This window comes from Pseudomonas sp. TH49 (genome assembly GCF_016650625.1).
Lineage (GTDB): Bacteria > Pseudomonadota > Gammaproteobacteria > Pseudomonadales > Pseudomonadaceae > Aquipseudomonas > Aquipseudomonas fluorescens_H.
In genome coordinates this window covers 2,566,590-2,585,573 of the sequence record NZ_JAEKFL010000002.1, presented here as the reverse complement: position 1 = coordinate 2,585,573, position 18,984 = coordinate 2,566,590, and the positions used below count along the sequence as shown (strand labels likewise).

Annotated in this window: 13 protein-coding genes; 6 read left to right on the top strand and 7 right to left on the bottom strand. The window is 61.9% G+C overall.

Annotated elements, in window-relative coordinates:
• Positions 1-4: 4 nt before the first annotated feature.
• The 6 genes from JFU48_RS28665 to gcl form a co-directional block, all read right to left on the bottom strand.
• A complete protein-coding gene (locus tag JFU48_RS28665) occupies positions 5-919 on the bottom strand; it encodes an urea transporter (RefSeq protein WP_201138375.1) in 915 nt (304 codons plus the stop codon).
• 201 nt (positions 920-1,120) lie between these two features.
• Complete coding sequence (pyk, locus tag JFU48_RS28660) at positions 1,121-2,536, bottom strand: pyruvate kinase (RefSeq protein ID WP_003222958.1); 1,416 nt, start codon at positions 2,534-2,536, stop codon at positions 1,121-1,123.
• Entirely contained in the window at positions 2,533-3,807 is a 1,275-nt protein-coding gene (locus JFU48_RS28655) for a glycerate kinase type-2 family protein (protein WP_201138374.1), read from the bottom strand. Before JFU48_RS28655 ends, pyk begins: the two co-directional genes overlap by 4 nt.
• A gap of 161 nt (positions 3,808-3,968) precedes the next feature.
• Entirely contained in the window at positions 3,969-4,862 is an 894-nt protein-coding gene (locus JFU48_RS28650) for a 2-hydroxy-3-oxopropionate reductase (RefSeq protein WP_003222962.1), read from the bottom strand.
• A 161-nt stretch (positions 4,863-5,023) separates the two neighbouring features.
• Positions 5,024-5,806, bottom strand: coding sequence for a hydroxypyruvate isomerase (gene hyi / locus JFU48_RS28645; RefSeq protein WP_201138373.1), 783 nt, complete (start codon positions 5,804-5,806; stop codon positions 5,024-5,026).
• A gap of 174 nt (positions 5,807-5,980) precedes the next feature.
• Entirely contained in the window at positions 5,981-7,756 is a 1,776-nt protein-coding gene (gcl, locus tag JFU48_RS28640; RefSeq protein WP_003222966.1) for a glyoxylate carboligase, read from the bottom strand.
• A gap of 268 nt (positions 7,757-8,024) precedes the next feature.
• On the opposite strand from gcl, the gene JFU48_RS28635 reads away from it, so the two are divergent.
• On the top strand, positions 8,025-8,465 hold the full coding sequence (locus JFU48_RS28635) for a GlcG/HbpS family heme-binding protein (protein ID WP_003222968.1): 441 nt from the start codon (positions 8,025-8,027) through the stop codon (positions 8,463-8,465).
• 212 nt (positions 8,466-8,677) lie between these two features.
• The gene (locus JFU48_RS28630; RefSeq protein WP_201138372.1) at positions 8,678-9,136 is read left to right on the top strand and encodes an REP-associated tyrosine transposase; all 459 of its coding nucleotides are present in this window, start codon (positions 8,678-8,680) and stop codon (positions 9,134-9,136) included.
• Positions 9,137-9,249: 113 nt separating this feature from the next.
• Here JFU48_RS28630 and JFU48_RS28625 read toward each other — a convergent pair whose 3' ends face one another.
• Complete coding sequence (locus tag JFU48_RS28625; RefSeq protein ID WP_007969638.1) at positions 9,250-9,855, bottom strand: TetR/AcrR family transcriptional regulator; 606 nt, start codon at positions 9,853-9,855, stop codon at positions 9,250-9,252.
• Between the two features lie 261 nt (positions 9,856-10,116).
• On the opposite strand from JFU48_RS28625, the gene JFU48_RS28620 reads away from it, so the two are divergent.
• From JFU48_RS28620 to JFU48_RS28605, 4 genes are read left to right on the top strand one after another with little or no spacing between them, the layout of a single operon-like run.
• Positions 10,117-11,250 (top strand): efflux RND transporter periplasmic adaptor subunit, encoded by a 1,134-nt coding sequence (locus JFU48_RS28620; RefSeq protein ID WP_003222969.1) that lies wholly within the window; start codon positions 10,117-10,119, stop codon positions 11,248-11,250.
• 13 nt (positions 11,251-11,263) lie between these two features.
• Positions 11,264-14,347, top strand: a complete 3,084-nt coding sequence (locus JFU48_RS28615; protein ID WP_201138371.1) for an efflux RND transporter permease subunit — start codon at positions 11,264-11,266, stop codon at positions 14,345-14,347.
• Positions 14,337-17,459: an efflux RND transporter permease subunit gene (locus JFU48_RS28610; RefSeq protein ID WP_201138370.1), complete on the top strand. Its 3,123-nt coding sequence runs from the start codon at positions 14,337-14,339 to the stop codon at positions 17,457-17,459. The genes JFU48_RS28615 and JFU48_RS28610 overlap by 11 nt, the downstream gene beginning before the upstream one ends.
• Complete coding sequence (locus tag JFU48_RS28605) at positions 17,456-18,976, top strand: efflux transporter outer membrane subunit (RefSeq protein WP_201138369.1); 1,521 nt, start codon at positions 17,456-17,458, stop codon at positions 18,974-18,976. Before JFU48_RS28610 ends, JFU48_RS28605 begins: the two co-directional genes overlap by 4 nt.
• The last annotated feature ends 8 nt before the right edge of the window (positions 18,977-18,984 follow it).

The window sequence follows — 18,984 nt, the reverse complement described above, 5'->3', positions numbered from 1 at the left end:
AAGATCAGCGCAGCCTAGGTTGATTGTCCCCCTGTGCGCAAGGCGTGGCGTCGACGGCCGCTTTGCCGAGCATCTGGATCCCGGCGCGGATCAGCCAGCAAGCGAGGATGAACGGCGCGGTCAGCGTCGCCAGACCGAGAGCGACGAACAGCGGGGTGACCAGCAGCGCAAGGACGATGCCCGGCAGCGGCAACCACGGTTGTTGGCGCTGCGCACTGAAGGCGAGGGCGGCGAGTACCGCGTTGTAACTGCCCAGTCCCAGCAATGCCGCGCCGGTTTCGTGGTGCAACAGACTGGACGCAAGGCCGATGGCTGACGCGAACAATGCCCAGCAAAAGGCGCGGCGATCAGCGATCAACAAGCCAATGCCGATCAATGCGCCGGCCAGCGGATGCTCGAGGAACATCACCTGACCCAATCCACGCAGTCCTGCGGCGAGCAGGTTCAGCGTGTTCATCTCGATGTGCGCCGTCGGCGCGGATGGCTCGGCGAACAGCAGCAGGATCCAGCCGATGGCCACGAATGGCGAGGTGTAGGCCGGTATCGATCGACTGCGGTAAACGTGTTTGAGCCATTGCTGAGTGAGCATCGCACTGACGCCGCCAGCCGCCAGAATCAGCGGCGGCAGCAGCGGTGACCAGGGGAAATACAGACTCAGCAACAAGCCGAGCAGCACGCCGTTGTAGCTGAACAAACCGGCCTGACGATCAGCCTTGGCATAGTTACGTCGCTGTGCAGTGAGCAATCCAGCGACCGCCCCGAGCAGCGCGCCGGCAAACAGCACCGGCGCAGTGAGCAGGATCGCCAGCAGGCACAACAGGCCGCATAGCGGGTGGCGCTGAAGGAATATCTGACTGAAACCGTTGAGCAAAGCCTCGGCCCAGTCGGGGCAGTGGGTGTTGAAATGATTGGCAGGCATGTTGAAAAAATCTGGGCAGTTGGAAAATCAAAAGGTCTTGCCAATAACTGTGGCGAGGGAGCTTGCTCCCGCTGGGTCGCGAAGCGGCCCCAAAATGGGTTAATGCGGTTCTTCTGTGAAAACCGTCATGCCCTAAAAACGACGACTGCTGCGCAGCCGAAGCGGGAGCAAGCTCCCTCGCCACAGGTTTTGTGTCGCTAGTCAGATCAATGTTTCGATCCGCAGCGAATTAGTCGATCCCGGCTGCCCGAACGGCACCCCGGCAGTGATCAGCAACGTATCGCCACGCTCGGCCATTCCTTGCGCCTGAGCGATTTCCAGCGCGGTCGAACACACTTCATCGACCTGACGCAGGCGATCGTTGACCACCGAGTGAATACCCCACGCCACGCTCAAGCGCCGTGCCGTCTGCAGGTTTGGCGTCAGGTTGAGGATCGGCGCTTTTGGCCGCTCCCGCGCCGCCCGCAGGCTTGAGCTGCCCGACTCGCTGTAGTTGACCAGCACCGCTACCGGCAGCACGTTGCTGATGCGGCGGATCGCGCAGCTGATGGCATCGGACACCGTTGCTTCGGCTTTCGGTCGGCTGACGTCGAGTTGAGTCTGATAGTCCGGACCGTTCTCCACCTGACGGATGATTTTGCTCATCATCTGCACTGCTTCCAGCGGGTATTCACCGGACGCGGTTTCGGCCGAGAGCATCACCGCATCCGCGCCTTCAGCCACAGCGTTGGCCACGTCAGTGACTTCAGCACGGGTCGGTGCCGGGGAGAAGCGCATCGATTCGAGCATCTGCGTCGCCACCACCACCGGTTTGCCGAGCTCGCGGCAGGTAGTGATGATGTTTTTCTGGATCTGCGGCACGCTTTCGGCGGGTACTTCGACGCCGAGGTCACCGCGAGCCACCATGATCGCGTCGCTCAGTTCGGCGATTTCGCGCAGTTGTTCAACTGCTGACGGCTTCTCGATTTTCGCCATCAGGAACGCCTTGTCGCCGATCAGTTCGCGGGCCTCGAGAATGTCTTGCGGACGTTGCACGAACGACAGCGCCACCCAGTCCACACCCAGCTCCAGACCGAAGCTCAGGTCGCGGCGATCCTTGGCGGTCAGTGGGCTGAGGTCGAGCACCGCTTGCGGTACGTTGACGCCTTTGCGGTCCGACAGCTCGCCGCCATTGAGCACGGTGGTGTCGATCGCGTCGGAGTATTTGCTGACCACGCGCAGGCGCAGTTTGCCGTCATCCAGCAGCAGATCCATGCCCGCTTCGAGCGCGGCAATGATCTCCGGGTGCGGCAGGTTCACCCGGCGTTCATCGCCCGGCGTAGCGTCCAGATCGAGGCGGAACGCCTGACCACGATGCAGCTGCACCTTGCCGTCGGCGAACTTGCCGACGCGCAGTTTCGGCCCCTGCAAATCCATCAGGATCCCCAGCGGATAGTTGAGCTGGCGCTCGACTTCGCGGATCCACTGATAGCGCTGGGCGTGGTCGGCATGATCGCCGTGGCTGAAGTTCAGGCGGAAGATGTTGACCCCGGCCTCGACCAGCTCACGGATGTCGTCGATGCCGTCGACAGCAGGCCCGAGGGTGGCGAGGATTTTGACCTTTTTATCAGGCGTCATGATTTAGAGTTCTCAAGGATCAGAATGGCGCGGAAGTCGTTGACGTTGGTGCGGGTCGGCTCGGTGACGATCAGCGCGTCGAGCGCCTCGAAGTAGCCGTAACCGTTGTTGTTATCCAGCTCGTCGCTGGCGCTCAGGCCCAGAGCCGCGGCGCGGGCGTAGCTGTCCGGGGTCATGATCGCGCCGGCGTTGTCTTCCGAGCCGTCGATGCCGTCGGTGTCACCGGCCAGTGCATAAACGCCGGGCTGGCCCTTGAGGCTGTCGGTGAGGCTCAAGAGAAATTCGGCGTTGCGTCCGCCGCGGCCATTGCCGCGCACGGTCACGGTGGTTTCGCCGCCGGAGAGAATCACGCACGGCGCCGCCAACGGCTGACCATGGTTGATGATCTGCCGAGCGATGCCGGCGTGGACCTTCGCCACTTCACGTGACTCACCTTCCAGGTCGCCAAGGATCAATGTGCTGAAACCGGCCTGACGGCATTTCACCGCCGCGGCATCCAGCGATTGCTGCGGGCGGGCGATCAACTGGAAGTGACTGCGGGCCAGGCTCGGATCACCGGGTTTGACGGTTTCCGATTCCGGGCTTTGCAGCCAGTTGCGCACCGAGGCCGGGACTTCAATGTTGTAGCGCTTGAGGATCGCCAGCGCTTCAGCCGAGGTGCTTGGGTCGGCCACGGTCGGGCCGGAAGCGATGACCGTGGCGAGGTCGCCCGGCACATCGGAAATTGCGTAGGTATACACAGTGGCAGGCCAGCAGGCCTTGCCGAGGCGGCCACCCTTGATCGCCGAGAGGTGCTTGCGCACGCAGTTCATCTCGCCGATGGTCGCGCCGGATTTGAGCAGGGCTTTGTTGATCGACTGCTTGTCGGCCAGGGTAATGCCTTCGGCCGGCAGGGCGAGCAGGGCAGAGCCGCCACCGGAGAGCAGGAAGATCACGCGGTCGTCTTCGCTCAGGTTGCTGACCAGTTCCAGCACACGCTTGGCCACGGCCAGGCCGGCGGCGTCCGGCACCGGGTGCGCGGCTTCGACCACTTCGATTTTTTCGCACGGAGCGCCGTGACCGTAACGGGTCACCACCAGACCGGATACTTCACCCTGCCAGCAGCGCTCGACCACCTGCGCCATGGCAGCTGCGGCTTTGCCGGCACCGATGACGATCACCCGACCGCTGCGATCAGCAGGTAGATGGGCTTCGAGGACTTGGTTCGGATGGGCCGCGTCGATGGCTGTGGCAAACAGCTCGCGCAGCAGTTGTTGCGGATCGACCGACATGGCGGGCTCCCGGAATTCTTGTTATTCGAAAGGGCGGTAGAGATCCCTGTGGGAGCGAGCTTGCTCGCGAAAGCGATGGATCAGGCAATATCCATGTCGACTGATACGCCCTCTTCGCGAGCAAGCTCGCTCCCACAGGTTCAAGCGGTGGGGCAGTGGCTTTATTTTTTGTCGCGAATCGAGAAGTTGGCCATGTGTTCCAGACCCTTGATCAGCGCCGAGTGGTCCCAGTTGCTGCCACCGATGGCCGCGCAGGTGCTGAACACTTGCTGGGCGTTGGCGGTGTTCGGCAGGTTGATGTTCAGCTCCTTGGCGCCTTGCAGGGCCAGGTTCAGGTCCTTCTGGTGCAGGCTGATGCGGAAGCCCGGATCGAAGGTGCCCTTGATCATGCGCTCGCCGTGCACTTCGAGGATCTTCGACGAAGCGAAACCGCCCATCAGCGCTTCACGCACCTTGGCCGGATCAGCACCGTTTTTCGAGGCGAACAGCAGGGCTTCAGCCACGGCCTGAATGTTCAGCGCGACGATAATCTGGTTCGCCACTTTGGCGGTCTGACCGTCGCCGTTGCCACCGACCAGAGTGATGTTCTTGCCCATGGCCTGGAACAGCGGCAGTGCGCGTTCGAAGGCATCGGCGTCGCCACCGACCATGATGCTCAGGGTCGCAGCCTTGGCGCCGACTTCACCACCGGATACCGGGGCGTCGAGGTATTGCGCGCCTTTCTCGTTGATCTTCTTGGCGAAGGCCTTGGTGGCGGTCGGCGAGATCGAGCTCATGTCGATCACGACTTTGCCTTTGCCGATGCCGGCAGCAACGCCGTCGGCGCGGAACAGCACGTCGTCGACCTGCGGCGTGTCCGGGACCATGACGATGATGAATTCAGCTTCCTGCGCCACTTCGCGCGGGTTGGCCAGAGCGACGGCGCCAGCGGCGACCAGATCGGCCGGAGCGGCGTCGTGATGCGCCGACAGGAACAGGCTGTGACCGGCTTTCTGCAGGTTCGAAGCCATTGGGTGGCCCATGATGCCGGTGCCGATAAATCCGATTTTAGCCATGAGAAAATCCTCTTGTTTTTGTCTTGCTCAAGCGAAATAGGGGGTGTTGCCTTGGGTGGGAGCGGGCTTGCTCGCGAATGCGGTGGAACATTCAATATCCGTGTTGACTGAACCACCGCATTCGCGAGCAAGCCCGCTCCCACAAGGGTTTTGCAGTGCTCTTAAATTGCGTTGTGGCTCTTGAGCCAGCCGAGACCGGCCTCGGTGGTGGTCAGCGGCTTGTACTCGCAACCCACCCAACCCTGATAACCGATGCGGTCCAGGTGTTCGAACAGGAAGCGGTAGTTGATTTCACCGGTGCCCGGCTCGTTGCGCCCCGGGTTGTCCGCGAGCTGCACGTGGTTGATCTCGCCCAGGTGCGATTGCAGGGTGCGGGCCAGATCGCCTTCCATGATTTGCATGTGATAGATGTCGTATTGCAGGAACAGATTGGCGCTGCCGACCTGCTCGCGAATCGACAGGGCTTGCGCCGTGTTGTTCAGGTAGAAACCCGGGATGTCGCGGGTGTTGATCGCTTCCATCACCAGTTTGATACCGGCCGCCTGCAGCTTGTCGGCCGCGTACTTGAGGTTGGCGACGAAGGTTTTCTCCACGGTCACATCATCAATGCCTTGCGGACGGATACCGGCCAGGCAGTTGACCTGGGTGTTGCCCAGCACCTGCGCGTAGGCAATCGCCAGATCGACCCCGGCGCGGAATTCTTCGACCCGATCCGGCAGACACGCGATACCGCGCTCGCCCTTGGCCCAGTCACCGGCCGGCAGGTTGAACAGCACTTGGGTCAGACCGTTGGCATCGAGCTTGGCCTTGATTTCGGCAGAGCTGAAGTCGTACGGGAACAGGTATTCCACACCACTGAAACCGGCTTTGGCGGCGGCGTCGAAACGGGCAAGGAAATCCTGTTCGGTGAACAGCATGGACAGGTTGGCTGCGAAACGCGGCATGGTGGTCTCCCGTAAATCTTGTGAGGATCCCCTTGTGGGAGCGGGCTTGTGTGGCGAGGGATTTTGCTCCCGCTGGGCTGCATAGCAGACCCAGGATTTTCAGGGCAGCTTCGCCCCAGCGGGAGCAAGCTCCCTCGCCACATGGCCCGCTCTCACAGGGAGAGCGGTCAGCAGTTAATCAAGCAACGAAATCGCCGTTGGCGCGTCGTTGCCGACCAGTGCCAGGTCTTCGAATTCGTTGACGGCGTTGATCTCGGTCCCCATGGAGATGTTGGTCACACGCTCCAGGATGATCTCGACAATCACCGGTACCTTGAACTCTTCGATCATCTGTTCGGCCTTGCGCAGGGCAGGGGCGATTTCCGACGGTTCGAACACCCGCAGGGCTTTACAGCCGAGGCCTTCGGCGACTGCGATGTGGTCGACACCGTAACCGTTGAGTTCCGGCGCGTTCAGGTTATCGAAGGACAGCTGCACGCAGTAGTCCATTTCGAACCCGCGCTGGGCCTGACGGATCAGCCCCAGGTACGAGTTGTTCACCACGACGTGGATGTAAGGCAGTTTGAACTGAGCACCGACCGCCAGCTCCTCGATCATGAACTGGAAGTCATAGTCCCCCGACAGGGCCACGACTTTCCGGCTCGGATCGGCCTTGACCACGCCCAGCGCCGCCGGAATGGTCCAGCCCAACGGGCCGGCCTGACCGCAGTTGATCCAGTGACGCGGCTTGTAGACGTGCAGGAACTGCGCGCCGGCAATCTGCGACAGACCAATGGTGCTGACGTAGCAGGTGTCCTTGCCGAACACCTGGTTCATCTCTTCGTAAACGCGCTGCGGCTTGACCGGTACGTTGTCGAAGTGGGTCTTGCGGTGCAGGCTGGCTTTGCGTTGCTGGCAATCCTGCAGCCAGGCGCTACGGTTTTTCAGCTTGCCGGCGGCTTGCCATTCACGGGCGACTTCGATGAACACGGTCAGCGCGGCAGCAGCGTCGGAGACGATGCCCAGATCCGGAGTGAACACGCGGCCGATCTGCGTGCCTTCGATGTCAACGTGAATGAACTTGCGGCCTTCGGTGTAGACGTCGACCGAACCGGTGTGACGGTTGGCCCAACGGTTGCCGATGCCCAGTACCACGTCGGATTTGAGCAGCGTGGCGTTGCCGTAACGGTGCGAGGTCTGCAGACCGACCATACCGACCATCAACGGGTGATCGTCCGGAATGGTGCCCCAGCCCATCAGGGTCGGGATCACCGGAATACCGGTCAGCTCGGCGAACTCCACCAGCAGATCGCTGGCGTCGGCGTTGATGATGCCGCCGCCGGCCACCAGCAATGGACGCTCGGCCTGATCCAGCAGGGCCAAAGCCTTCTCGACCTGAATCCGGGTCGCAGTTGGCTTGGCCAGCGGCAGCGGCTGGTAGGCGTCGATGTCGAATTCGATTTCAGCCATCTGCACGTCGAACGGCAGGTCGATCAGCACCGGGCCTGGACGGCCGGAGCGCATTTCGTAGAAGGCTTTCTGGAACGCGTAAGGCACCTGGCCCGGCTCCAGAACCGTGGTCGCCCACTTGGTGACGGGCTTGACGATGCTGGTGATGTCGACCGCCTGGAAGTCTTCCTTGTGCATACGGGCGCGGGGTGCCTGGCCGGTGATGCAGAGGATAGGGATAGAGTCGGCCGAGGCGCTGTAGAGCCCGGTGACCATGTCGGTACCGGCAGGGCCGGACGTACCGATGCACACGCCGATGTTGCCGGCCTTGGTGCGGGTGTAACCCTCGGCCATGTGTGACGCGCCTTCGACGTGGCGAGCGAGGACGTGATCGATGCCACCGACTTTCTGCAGGGCGGAGTACAGCGGGTTGATCGCAGCACCCGGAATGCCAAAAGCGGTATCAACCCCTTCACGGCGCATCACCAGAACGGCGGCTTCGATTGCTCTCATTTTGCTCATGGTTTTGTGCCTCTTTACGTTTTGTAATTGTATACAAGTGGCTTTGCGCAGAGTGTATTCACGGCGGACGGCGCAGGTCAATCCATTTTCTCAAGCGTCTGTTTCATTCGTCGGAAGCCGGTTTTGCTGTGGCTTTTCGTCGCATGTGGCGCCTTTCGAGAATTATTGTATACAAAAAAATAATTCATTGTGTTCTATTTGTGGCATCGGTCTGCGGCACTTGAGCGCAGCCCCACGACTTTCCCAATAACAAAATGAGGACGGCACCATGAGCGCTTTAACCTTGAAAGTCGCAGTCAACCTGGTCAATCAGGCCATCAGCACCGGACGCGGCATCAACGCCGCGCCGCTGACCATCGCGGTACTCGATACCGGCGGCCACCTGATCACCCTGCAACGCGAAGACGGCGCCAGCCTGCTGCGCCCCAACATCGCCATCGGCAAAGCCTGGGGCGCCATCGCCCTGGGCAAGGGCTCACGCTTGCTGGCGCTGGACGCCCAACAACGCCCGGCGTTCATCGCCGCACTCAACAGCATGGGCCAGGGCAGCGTCGTCCCGGCCCCGGGCGGGGTGTTGATTCGTGATCAGGCAGGCAACGTGCTGGGCGCGATCGGGATCAGCGGCGATCTGTCGGATATTGATGAGCAGGTGGCGATCAAAGCGGTGGAGGCGCTGGATTTGAGGGCGGATGCGGGGGTGGCGGCTTGATCTGTAGCGTCTGATTAACCGCTTTCGCGAGCAGGCTCGCTCCCACATTGGATTTGTGTTTAGACACCAAATGTCTGAATACCCAAGTCCACTGTGGGAGCGAGCCTGCTCGCGAAGGCGATCTTCCGTACACATCCTGCTAAACGTCTGACGCTTGCTCGGAAATTCACTGAACTAGCCTTTTCATAATCAGGACATGAAAAGGCAAAGGAATGCTGGATCTATCTGCTTCAAATCGTTTGCGCATTGGTCGCTACTCCGAACAAAACCGCATCTACTTACTGACTACCAATACGGCGGGAAGGCAGCCTGTTTTCAGCGACTTTGCACTGGGTCGATTGGTCGTCAGCCAATTTCGCATCGCAGAGGAGATGGGGTTTGCCAATTCGTTGGCCTGGGTCGTCATGCCAGATCATTTTCATTGGCTGATTGAATTGAAGCGTGATTCGCTCAGCGAGTTGATGCAGCGTACAAAATCCCTCAGCACCAAAGCCGTGAATCTCTCGACGGGTCGAAAGACCAGTCTTTGGCAATCTGGCTTTCATGATCGTGCATTGCGCAGAGAAGAAGATCTGGTGAAGTTGGCTCGGTATATCGTGGCCAACCCGTTGCGGGCTGGTCTAGTGGAGAGGCTTGGAGACTATCCGCTGTGGGATGCCATTTGGGTTTGAGCTGATATCGAGTTGCTGCCATTCGCGAGCAGGCTCGCTCCCACATTGGATAGGCGGCGGTTATAAATCTCCTGTGGGAGCGAGCTTGCTCGCGAAGCGCTCAACGAGGTCTATCAGTCCGGCTCACACCCCTTCAACACCAACCGAATGATCGTCTGCGCCGCCGCCTCGTAATCCGCCTCGTCCAGTTTGTCCTTGCCGGTGACCGCAGAGATCTGCCAGTCGAAGTCGGCGTAGGTCTGGGTCGCGGCCCAGATGCTGAACATCAGGTGGTTGGGGTCGATCGGGGCGATCTGGCCGCGGTCGATCCAGCTCTGGATGCAGTCGATGTTGTGCTTGGCCTGGCTGTTGAGCTGCTCGACCAGGTCGGCGCTGAGGTGCGGGGCGCCGTGCATGATTTCGCTGGCGAACACCTTGGAGGCGAAGGGCAGGTCGCGGGAGATGCGGATCTTCGAGCGGATGTAGCCACTGAGCACTTCGCTCGGCACGCCGTCCGGGTTGAACGGAGTCGAGGCCTGCAGGATCGGCACGATGATGCTTTCCAGGACCTCGCGGTAGAGGTTTTCCTTGGACTTGAAGTAGTAGTAGACGTTGGGCTTGGGCAATCCTGCCTTGGCGGCGATGTCGCTGGTTTTGGTCGCAGCGAAGCCTTTGTCGGCAAATTCCTCACTGGCGGCACGCAGGATCAGTTCTTTGTTGCGCTCGCGGATTGTGCTCATAAACCCGGTGGTTCCTTGCCTGTTCTGGCGGTTGCGCATGGTAGCACCGGCCTCGCGCAGCGCTCAAGAATGCCCCGGCCACGGGGCGGACGGACTTCGCTGTCTCGGGGCTGAACGAACCTGCAGATCTTTGGGTGAACTCGGGAGGCGCTGCTAGAGTTCAAGGCAGCGATCAAGCCATTGGCCAGGGATTTGCCTTGTATGGCCGGGCTTCACTTTCAATTGCCGTGTGTGATTGTCGGCCTGTTCGAGTGAAATACCGTGGAAAAACGCAGACGCAGCAAAATCGCCTGGGCCATCGTTGTGCTGGGGCTTGTATTGCTGGCAGTGGTGCTGTGGCTGTTCCTCGCGTCGAACCAGCGCAAGCCCAAGCCACCGCCGCCGGCCGAGCCCGTGGCAACGGTCGCAGTCAAGTTGCAGGATGTGCCGGTGTACATCGACGCCCTCGGCACCGTCACCCCGACCCGCAGCGTGACAGTGATCACCCAAGTCGACGGAATTTTGAGCTCGGTCGAATTCCAGGAAGGCCAGCAGGTGCGCAAGGGCCAGGTGATCGCACGCATCGATGACCGCGCACTCAAGGCGCAATTGGCGGTGGCCAAGGGTACGCTGATGCACGATCAGGCGTTGCTTGCCAACGCCGTGCGCGATCTGGCGCGCTATCGCGAGCTGATCAAGGTCGGTTCCACCACCCAGCAAACCCTCGATACCCAGGCCTCCCTGGTGCAGCAACTGCAAGGTACGGTCGCTTCCGATCAGGGCAGCGTGCAGAACCTCGAAGTGCAATTGAGTTATTGCACCATCACCTCGCCGGTGGATGGCGTGGTCGGCCTGCGCCAGGTCGATCCCGGCAACTACGTGACCACCACCAGCACCACCGGGATTGCGGTCATCACCCAGATGACCCCGGCCACGGTGGTGTTCGCCGTGCCCGAAGATGATCTGGGCGCAATCAATCAGGCCATGGCCAAGGGGCCGGTGACGGTGCTGGCCTACGACCGCAACAAGCACAATCTGCTGGCCACTGGCAGTCTGCTGGCGCTGGACAACCAGGTCGATACCAGCACCGGCACGATCAAGGTCAAGGCGCAGTTTGATGATGCGGGCAAGGCGCTGTTTCCCAATCAGTTCGTCAACGCGCGACTCAAGGCCGACACGCTGACCCAGATCAGCGTGGTGCCGACCCGGGCGATCCAGCACGGCAGCAAGGGCGATTTCGTGTTCGTCGTGGTCGATCCGGGCAACAAGGTCAGCCTGCGCAACATCAAGACCGGCCCGGCGACGGGGGACGTCTCGGCAGTGCTCGACAACGGCGTGAAGGCCGGTGAGCAGGTGGTCACCGAGGGCGCCGACAAACTCGACGATGGCTCTGCGGTGAAAGTCGTCGCGCAGTGAGGAGGCGCCCAACATGAACGTCTCGCGCCCCTTCATCGAACGCCCGGTCGCTACCACGCTGTTGATGGTGGCGGTGCTGTTGCTGGGCATGCTCGGTTATCACTTGCTGTCGGTGTCGGCGTTGCCCGAAGTGGATTACCCGACTATCCAGGTTTTCACTCAATACCCCGGCGCGAGTCCCGAGGTGATCAGTTCGTCGATCACCGCGCCGCTGGAGCGTCAGCTCGGCGAGATGCCGGGCCTCAAATCGATGAACTCCACCAGCTCCGACGGCGCTTCGGTGGTGACCCTGCAATTCGATCTGTCGTTGTCGCTGGATGTTGCCGAGCAGGAAGTGCAGGCCGCGATCAACGCCGCCGGCACGTTCCTGCCGGCCAACCTGCCGTACCCGCCGGTGTACAGCAAGGTCAATCCGGCCGACGCGCCGGTGCTGACCCTGTCGCTGACCTCCGACGTGCTGCCGCTGACCAAGGTTGAAGACCTCGCCGACACGCGGCTGGCGCAGAAAATTTCGCAGATCACCGGTGTCGGCCTGGTCACCATCAGCGGCGGTCAGCGCCCGGCGGTGCGGGTCGAGGCCAACACCTCGGCGCTGAACAATCTCGGTCTGTCCCTCGACGACCTGCGCACCTCGCTGGGCACGGCCAACGTCAATCAGGCCAAGGGCAATATCGACGGCAAATATCAGGCGTATTCGATCGGCACCAACGACCAGTTGCAGTCGGCCGAGGAGTATCGCGACCTGGTGATCGCCTACAAGAACGGCGCGCCGATCCGTCTGTCGCAGATCGCCAGTTCGACCCAGGGCCCGGAGAATCCACGCCAGGCTGCGTGGACCAATAGCACGCCGTCGATTGTCCTGAATATCCAGCGCCAGCCCGGCGCCAACGTGATCGACGTGGTCGACCGTGTGCAGCAACTGTTGCCCAAGTTGCGCGCCAGTCTGCCGGCGACGCTCAAGGTCAACGTGCTCACCGATCGCACGCAAACCATTCGTGCCTCGGTCACCGACGTGCAGTACGAACTGGGCGTGGCGGTGCTGCTGGTGGTGATCGTGATTTTCCTGTTCCTGCGCAATCTCCCGGCGACGATCATTCCGGCGGTAACCGTGCCGCTGACCCTGGTCGGTACGCTTGCAGTGGCCTATGGGCTGGGCTTTTCGCTGAATAACCTGACGCTGATGGCGCTGACCATCGCCATCGGTTTTGTGGTCGATGACGCCATCGTCATGATCGAAAACATCACCCGTTACATCGAGGCCGGCGACTCGCCGATGGAGGCTGCGCTCAAGGGCTCGGAGCAGATCGGCTTCACGATCATTTCGCTGTCGGTGGCGCTGATCGCGGTGATGATTCCGCTGCTGTTCATGGGCGACGTGGTCGGGCGATTGTTCCGTGAATTTGCCATGACCGTGGCGGTGACCATCGTCATCTCGGCGCTGATCACCCTGACCCTGACGCCAATGATGTGCTCGCGCATGCTCAAGCACAGGCACGAGGAGCGCCGGGTCGATTTCTTCGACCGGATCAACGGCTATTACGTCAAAGGCCTGGACTGGGTGTTGCTGCACCGCGGGTTGACGCTGATTTCCATTGTGTTCACCGGGGCACTGACCCTGCTGATCATCGTGGTGATGCCCAAGGGCTTTTTCCCCGAGCAGGACACCGGGCTGATCCAGGGTATTTCCCAGGCCTCGCCGACAATTTCCTTCCAGCAGATGCAGATCGAACAGCAACGGTTGGCCGCACGAATTCTGAAAGATCCAGCGGTGGCCAGCCTGTCGTCGTTCGTCGGTATCGACCAGACCAACCCGACGATCAATCAGGGCAACCTGCTGATCAACCTCAAGCCCCACGGCGACCGCGACAGCAGCGCGGCAGTGATTCGCCGGCTCTCGGACGCCAACGCCGACGACGCCGGGATTCGCCTGTACCTGCACAGCGTGCAGGACCTGACGCTGGACGCCACGGTCTCGACCACCAGCTACCGCCTCGGCCTGCAGGCCACCGACCCGGATGAGCTGGAGCAGTGGACCAACACATTGCTGGCGGCGATCAAGCAGGACCCGATGTTCACCGATGTGCAGAGTCAGGCGATGCAGTTCGGCAATCAGATCCAGCTCAACTTCGACCGGGCCACCGCTTCACGTCTGGGGATCACCCCGCAGGCCATCGACGATGTGCTGTACGACGCCTTCGGCCAGCGTCAGGTGTCGACCATTTACACCCAGCTCAACCAGTATCACGTAGTGATTGCCACTGATCATCCGCCGCACAATCTGGCCGATTTGCTGACCGGGCTCTACGTCGATATTCCCGGCGGCGGGGTGGCACCGCTGTCCAGCATGGCGACCATGCAGGTGATTCGCGCGCCGGTGACCATCAACCGCCTCGGGCAATTTCCCTATGCCGACGTGTCGTTCAACCTCGCCCCCGGCCAGACCCTTGGTGCTGCGGTGACCCGGCTCAACGAGATCGAAGCCAAGGCCGGCCTGCCGCTGTCGGTGCAGGCCAATCTGGAGGGGGCGGCGGCGACGTTCGAGGCGTCACTGTCGAATCAGGTGTTTCTGGTGCTGGCGGCGATCATCGTCGTGTACCTGATGCTGGGCATTCTCTACGAGAGCTTCGTGCACCCGGTGACGATTCTTTCGACCTTGCTCTCGGCAGCGCTGGGCGCGCTGCTGGCGTTACTGATCACCGGCACGCAGTTCGACATCATCGGCCTGATCGGGATCGTGCTGTTGATCGGGATCGTGATGAAGAACGGCATCATGATGGTCGACTTTGCGCTGGAGCTTGAGCGCGAGGGCGGACTCGATGCCGTGGCGGCGATTCGTCAGGCGGCCGAGCTGCGTTTTCGGCCGATCCTGATGACCAGCATGGCCTCGCTGTTTGGCGCGGTACCGCTGGCGCTGGGCACCGGGATCGGTTCGGAGCTGCGACATCCGCTGGGCATCGCGATCATCGGCGGGCTGCTGCTCAGTCAGTTGTTGACGCTGTTTTCGACCCCGGTGATTTTCCTCGCCATGCACAGTCTGGAGCAGCGTTTCACTCGGCGCCGGCCAGCGCTGGTCGAGGCCTATCGCGATGAACCTTAGCGCGCCGTTCATCCAGCGCCCGATCGCCACCACGTTGCTGGCGGTGGGGCTGGCGCTGTTCGGCGTGCTGGCGTTCAACCTGCTGCCAGTGGCGCCGCTGCCGGAAGTGGATTTCCCCACCATCAGCGTGCGCGCTTCGTTGCCCGGCGCTGATCCGAGCACTGTCGCATCGTCGGTGGCGACGCCGCTGGAGCGCCAGTTCGGGCAGATCGCCGGGGTCACTGAAATGACCTCGTCGAGTTCGCTGGGGGCGACGCGCATCACCCTGCAGTTCGACCTCAACCGCGACATCGACGGCGCCGCCCGGGACGTGCAGGCGGCGATCAACGCGGCGCGCAGCAATCTGCCGAGCGACCTGTCCGGCAACCCGACCTACCGCAAGGTCAACCCGGCCGATTCACCGATCCTGATCCTCAGCCTGACCTCCGACAGCGCCACACGCGGGCAGATGTATGACGTGGCCTCGACCCTGCTTGAGCAACGCCTGTTGCAAACCACCGGGGTCGGCGACGTCACGGTGGGCGGCGCGGCGCTGCCGGCGGTACGCATCGAGCTCAACCCGGATCGGCTCAACCGCTATGGCGTCAGCCTCGAACAGGTGCGCCAGGTGATTCAGGCGTCCAACGTCAATCTGCCCAAGGGCACGGTGGCGCTCGGCGCTCAATCCTATGGCCTCAAGGCCAACGACATGCTCTATCAGGGCGCCGATTACGGGCCGTTGGTGGTGAAGAAAAACAATGGCGATCTGGTGCGCATTTCCGATCTGGGCGACGTCACCGAAGACGTCGAAGACCTGCGCAACTTCGGCCTGTCCAACGGCAAACCAGCGGTGCTGCTGGTGGTGTTCAAGCAGCCCGGGGCCAACGTCATCGACACCGTGGATGCGGTGAAGGCTGACCTGCCGTTTCTGCAAAGTTCGATCCCTTCGGCGATCAAGATCAACATCCTGATGGATCGCACCACCACCATTCGTGCGTCGTTGCATGACGTGGAAATGACCCTGCTGATTTCCATCGCACTGGTGACGCTGGTGACGTTCGCGTTCTTCCGCGACTGGCGCAGCACGCTGATCCCGGCCATCGTCGTGCCGTTGTCGCTGCTCGGCACGTTTGGCGCGATGTACTTTCTCGGCTATAGCCTGAACAACCTGTCGTTGATGGCGCTGACCATTTCCACCGGGTTTGTGGTGGACGATGCGATCGTGGTGGTCGAGAACATCATGCGCCATCTGGAGAAGGGCGAAAGCCGTGTGCAGGCGGCGCTGGCCGGGGCGCGCGAGGTCGGCTTCACGGTGATGACCATCAGTGTGTCGCTGGTGGCGGTGTTCATTCCGTTGCTGCTGATGGGCGGCATAGTCGGGCGACTGTTTCGCGAGTTTTCGATTTCGCTGTCGGTGGCGATCGTGATTTCGATGCTGGTATCACTGACCGTGACGCCGATGCTCGCCAGCGTGCTGCTGCGTACCAATGAGCAGGCTGGGGACGGCGAAGATCATCCGGATTCGCGCTTTCACCGCTTCTATGACCGCACCCTGGGCTGGGTGGTGGAGCATTCGTTCCTGATGGGGTTGCTGACGTTGCTGGTGATCGTGCTGGCGTGCGTCCTGTACGTGATGGTGCCCAAGGGCTTTTTCCCGCAGGAAGACACCGGGCGCATGTCCGGCAGCATCATCGCGGCGCAGAGCATTTCCTTCGGGGCGATCCAGTCGAACTTCAGCGAGATCAACCAGAAGGTGCTGAGCAATCCGAACGTGGCCACCGTCGGTGGTTTTGTCGGCGGTGGCGGCGGGATCGGCGGCGCGGTCAACAGTGCGCAGTTGTTCATTACCCTCAAATCACTGGCCGATCGCAAGGACAGCGCCGATCAGGTCATCGGGCAGATTCGCCGCACCCTGGGCGACATGCCCGGCACGCGCCTGTACCTGCAATCAGCGCAGGACATCACCGTTGGCGGGCGGCAGAGCGGGGCGCAGTATCAGTACACGATGACCGCCGATGACCAGAGCACCCTCGATGAATGGGTGCCCAAAGTCGTGGCGGCGCTGCACACCTTGCCGCAACTGACCGACATCAACACCGATCAGCAGGACAACAGCCTGATGGCCAGCGTCACCGTCAATCGTGATGCGGCGGCGCGACTGGGCGTGAGCATGTCGGCCATCGACCAGACGCTGTACGACGCGTTCGGCCAGCGTCAGGTCTCGACCATCTACCGTTCCGCCAACCAATACCACGTAGTGATGGAAGTTGCGCCGCCGTATTGGGCTGACCCGGCCACCCTGAAAAATGTCTACGTGCCGGTGGGCACGGCGGCCGTCACCACCAAGGGCGCTGCGGCGGCGCCCAACCTCAGCGCCACCGCTTCGCAACCGTTGGTGCCGCTGTCGGCTGTTGCTGATTATTCGGTGGGGCGCACAGCGATTTCGATCAGTCATCAGGGCACCTTTCCAGCGGTGACCGCTTCGTTCAACCTCGCGCCAGGCGTATCCATCGGTCAGGCGACGGCGTTAGTTGAAAACGCCGTGAAGCAATTGCGCATGCCGGCCAGCGTGGTCGGCCAGTTCGCCGGCACCGCGCAGGTGTTCCAGTCTTCGGTGGCCAGTGAACCGCTGCTGATCGTCGCGGCGCTGCTGTCGGTGTATGTCGTGCTGGGGATGCTTTACGAGAGTCTGGTGCATCCGCTGACGATTCTTTCGACCTTGCCCTCGGCCGGGGTCGGTGCGTTGATCGCGTTGCTGCTGACGGGGACTGAGCTGTCGATCATCGCGCTGGTGGGGGTGATTCTGTTGATCGGGATCGTGAAGAAGAACGCGATCATGATGATCGACTTCGCCATCACCGAGCGCCGCGAATTTGGCCTGAGCGCGAAAGAAGCGATTCGCCGCGCCTGTCTGATCCGTTTCCGGCCGATCATGATGACCACGCTGGCGGCAATTCTTGGCGCACTGCCGCTGGTGCTCGGCACCGGCTATGGCTCGGAGCTGCGCCGACCGTTGGGGATTTCGATCATCGGTGGCTTGCTGTTCAGCCAGTTGCTGACGCTGTACACCACGCCGGTGATCTACCTTTGGCTGGATCGGGCGTCGCAGCGCCTGCGCAGGAGTACGCCATGAAACACAAATCCTTTGTAGGAGTGAGCCTGCTCGCGATAGCGGCGGATCAGCCTGTATCGTTGTTGAATGTGAAACCGCTATCGCGAGCAGGCTCACTCCTACAGGGGGTTGTGTTGTGTCTGTTGTTGAGTGGCTGCATGGTCGGTCCGGATTATCAGAAACCGGCCATGGAACTGCCGACCTCTTTCAAGGAAGGCACCCAATGGCAGCGCGCCCAGGCCAATCCGCAGGGGGCGCTGAACAGCCAGTGGTGGCGGATTTATCAGGATCCGATACTCAACGATCTGGTCGAACGCTCGGCCAAGGCCAACCCGTCGATCATTGGTGCCGAAGCGGCGTATCGGCTGGCGCAGGCACAAGTGGCATCGAGCCGCGCCGGGTTGTGGCCGACGGTGGGCGTGGGCTTGTCCGGCGCGCGCGGGGTCGGTGGCGGTGCCAGCGGCAGCACCACCAGCGGCTTGACCGGCACCAGCAGCAGTGGCGGCACCGTCGAGCAATCCGTCAGCGCGACCTTGAGCGCCAGTTGGGAGCCGGATCTGTGGGGCCAGGTGCGGCGCGGCATCGAATCGAGCCAGGCCTCGCTGCAATCGTCCGATGCCTTGCTGGCCGGGGTGCGGCTGTCGATTGGAGCGAGCGTAGCGACCAATTATCTGGGGCTGCGGCAACTGGATATGGACATCGATCTGTTGCAGCAACAGCAGACCATCAACCAGCAACTGCTGACGATGATCCAGGCGCAAACCGTGCAGGGTACGGCGACCAACGATCAATTGCTGGTGGCGCAGGATCAATTGAGCACGGTGATTGCCGCGCTGCAAACCGCGCAGCGTTCACGCGAGCAGGCCGAGCATGCATTGGCGGTGCTGGTGGGCGTGGCGCCGGCGCAGTTCAATCTGCCCAAGGCGGCCGACTATCAGTTCACCACGCCGATGCCGCCGCCGGTGCTACCGTCGAATCTGCTGCTGCGGCGTCCCGATGTGGTCTCGGCCGAACGCCTGGCAGCAGCGGCCAACGCGCGAATCGGCGTCGCCGAAGCGGCGTTTTTCCCGACCCTGAGCCTGACCGCCGAAGGCGGTTTTCGCGGCACGGCGCTGGGCGGTCTGTTCTCGGTGCCGAACCGCATCTGGACCCTCGGCCCGGCGCTGGCCGCAACGATTTTCGACGGCGGCGCCCGCGAAGCCGCCAAGCAGGAAGCCGAAGCCACCTACGATCAGGACGTGGCGAATTATCGCGGCACGGTGCTCGGTGCGTTGCAGAACGTCGAGGACAACCTGTCGGCGATCAATCACCTGCACACCCAGGCGCAGGCCTACGAGCAGATGTTTCAGCGCAATCAGCAATTGTTCGGCAGCCAGCAGGCGCAGCAGCGCGCGGGCACGGTCAGCCAGCAAGCGGTATTGACTCAGCAATTGGTGCTGTTGCAGGCCGAGCAGAACCTGCGCGACACGCAAGGTTTGCTCAGTCAGGGCAGTGTCGCGCTGTTCCAGAGCCTGGGGGGTGGCTGGCAGGTGCCTTAGCGTCTCGC

Excerpts from the sequence above, each read along its gene's own strand:
- JFU48_RS28665 (WP_201138375.1), bottom strand. The coding sequence starts at position 919 with ATGCCTGCCAATCATTTCAACACCCACTGCCCCGACTGGGCCGAGGCT.
- pyk (WP_003222958.1), bottom strand. The coding sequence starts at position 2,536 with ATGACGCCTGATAAAAAGGTCAAAATCCTCGCCACCCTCGGGCCTGCT.
- JFU48_RS28655 (WP_201138374.1), bottom strand. The coding sequence starts at position 3,807 with ATGTCGGTCGATCCGCAACAACTGCTGCGCGAGCTGTTTGCCACAGCC.
- JFU48_RS28650 (WP_003222962.1), bottom strand. The coding sequence starts at position 4,862 with ATGGCTAAAATCGGATTTATCGGCACCGGCATCATGGGCCACCCAATG.
- hyi (WP_201138373.1), bottom strand. The coding sequence starts at position 5,806 with ATGCCGCGTTTCGCAGCCAACCTGTCCATGCTGTTCACCGAACAGGAT.
- gcl (WP_003222966.1), bottom strand. The coding sequence starts at position 7,756 with ATGAGCAAAATGAGAGCAATCGAAGCCGCCGTTCTGGTGATGCGCCGT.
- JFU48_RS28635 (WP_003222968.1), top strand. The coding sequence starts at position 8,025 with ATGAGCGCTTTAACCTTGAAAGTCGCAGTCAACCTGGTCAATCAGGCC.
- JFU48_RS28630 (WP_201138372.1), top strand. The coding sequence starts at position 8,678 with ATGCTGGATCTATCTGCTTCAAATCGTTTGCGCATTGGTCGCTACTCC.
- JFU48_RS28625 (WP_007969638.1), bottom strand. The coding sequence starts at position 9,855 with ATGAGCACAATCCGCGAGCGCAACAAAGAACTGATCCTGCGTGCCGCC.
- JFU48_RS28615 (WP_201138371.1), top strand. The coding sequence starts at position 11,264 with ATGAACGTCTCGCGCCCCTTCATCGAACGCCCGGTCGCTACCACGCTG.
- JFU48_RS28610 (WP_201138370.1), top strand. The coding sequence starts at position 14,337 with ATGAACCTTAGCGCGCCGTTCATCCAGCGCCCGATCGCCACCACGTTG.
- JFU48_RS28605 (WP_201138369.1), top strand. The coding sequence starts at position 17,456 with ATGAAACACAAATCCTTTGTAGGAGTGAGCCTGCTCGCGATAGCGGCG.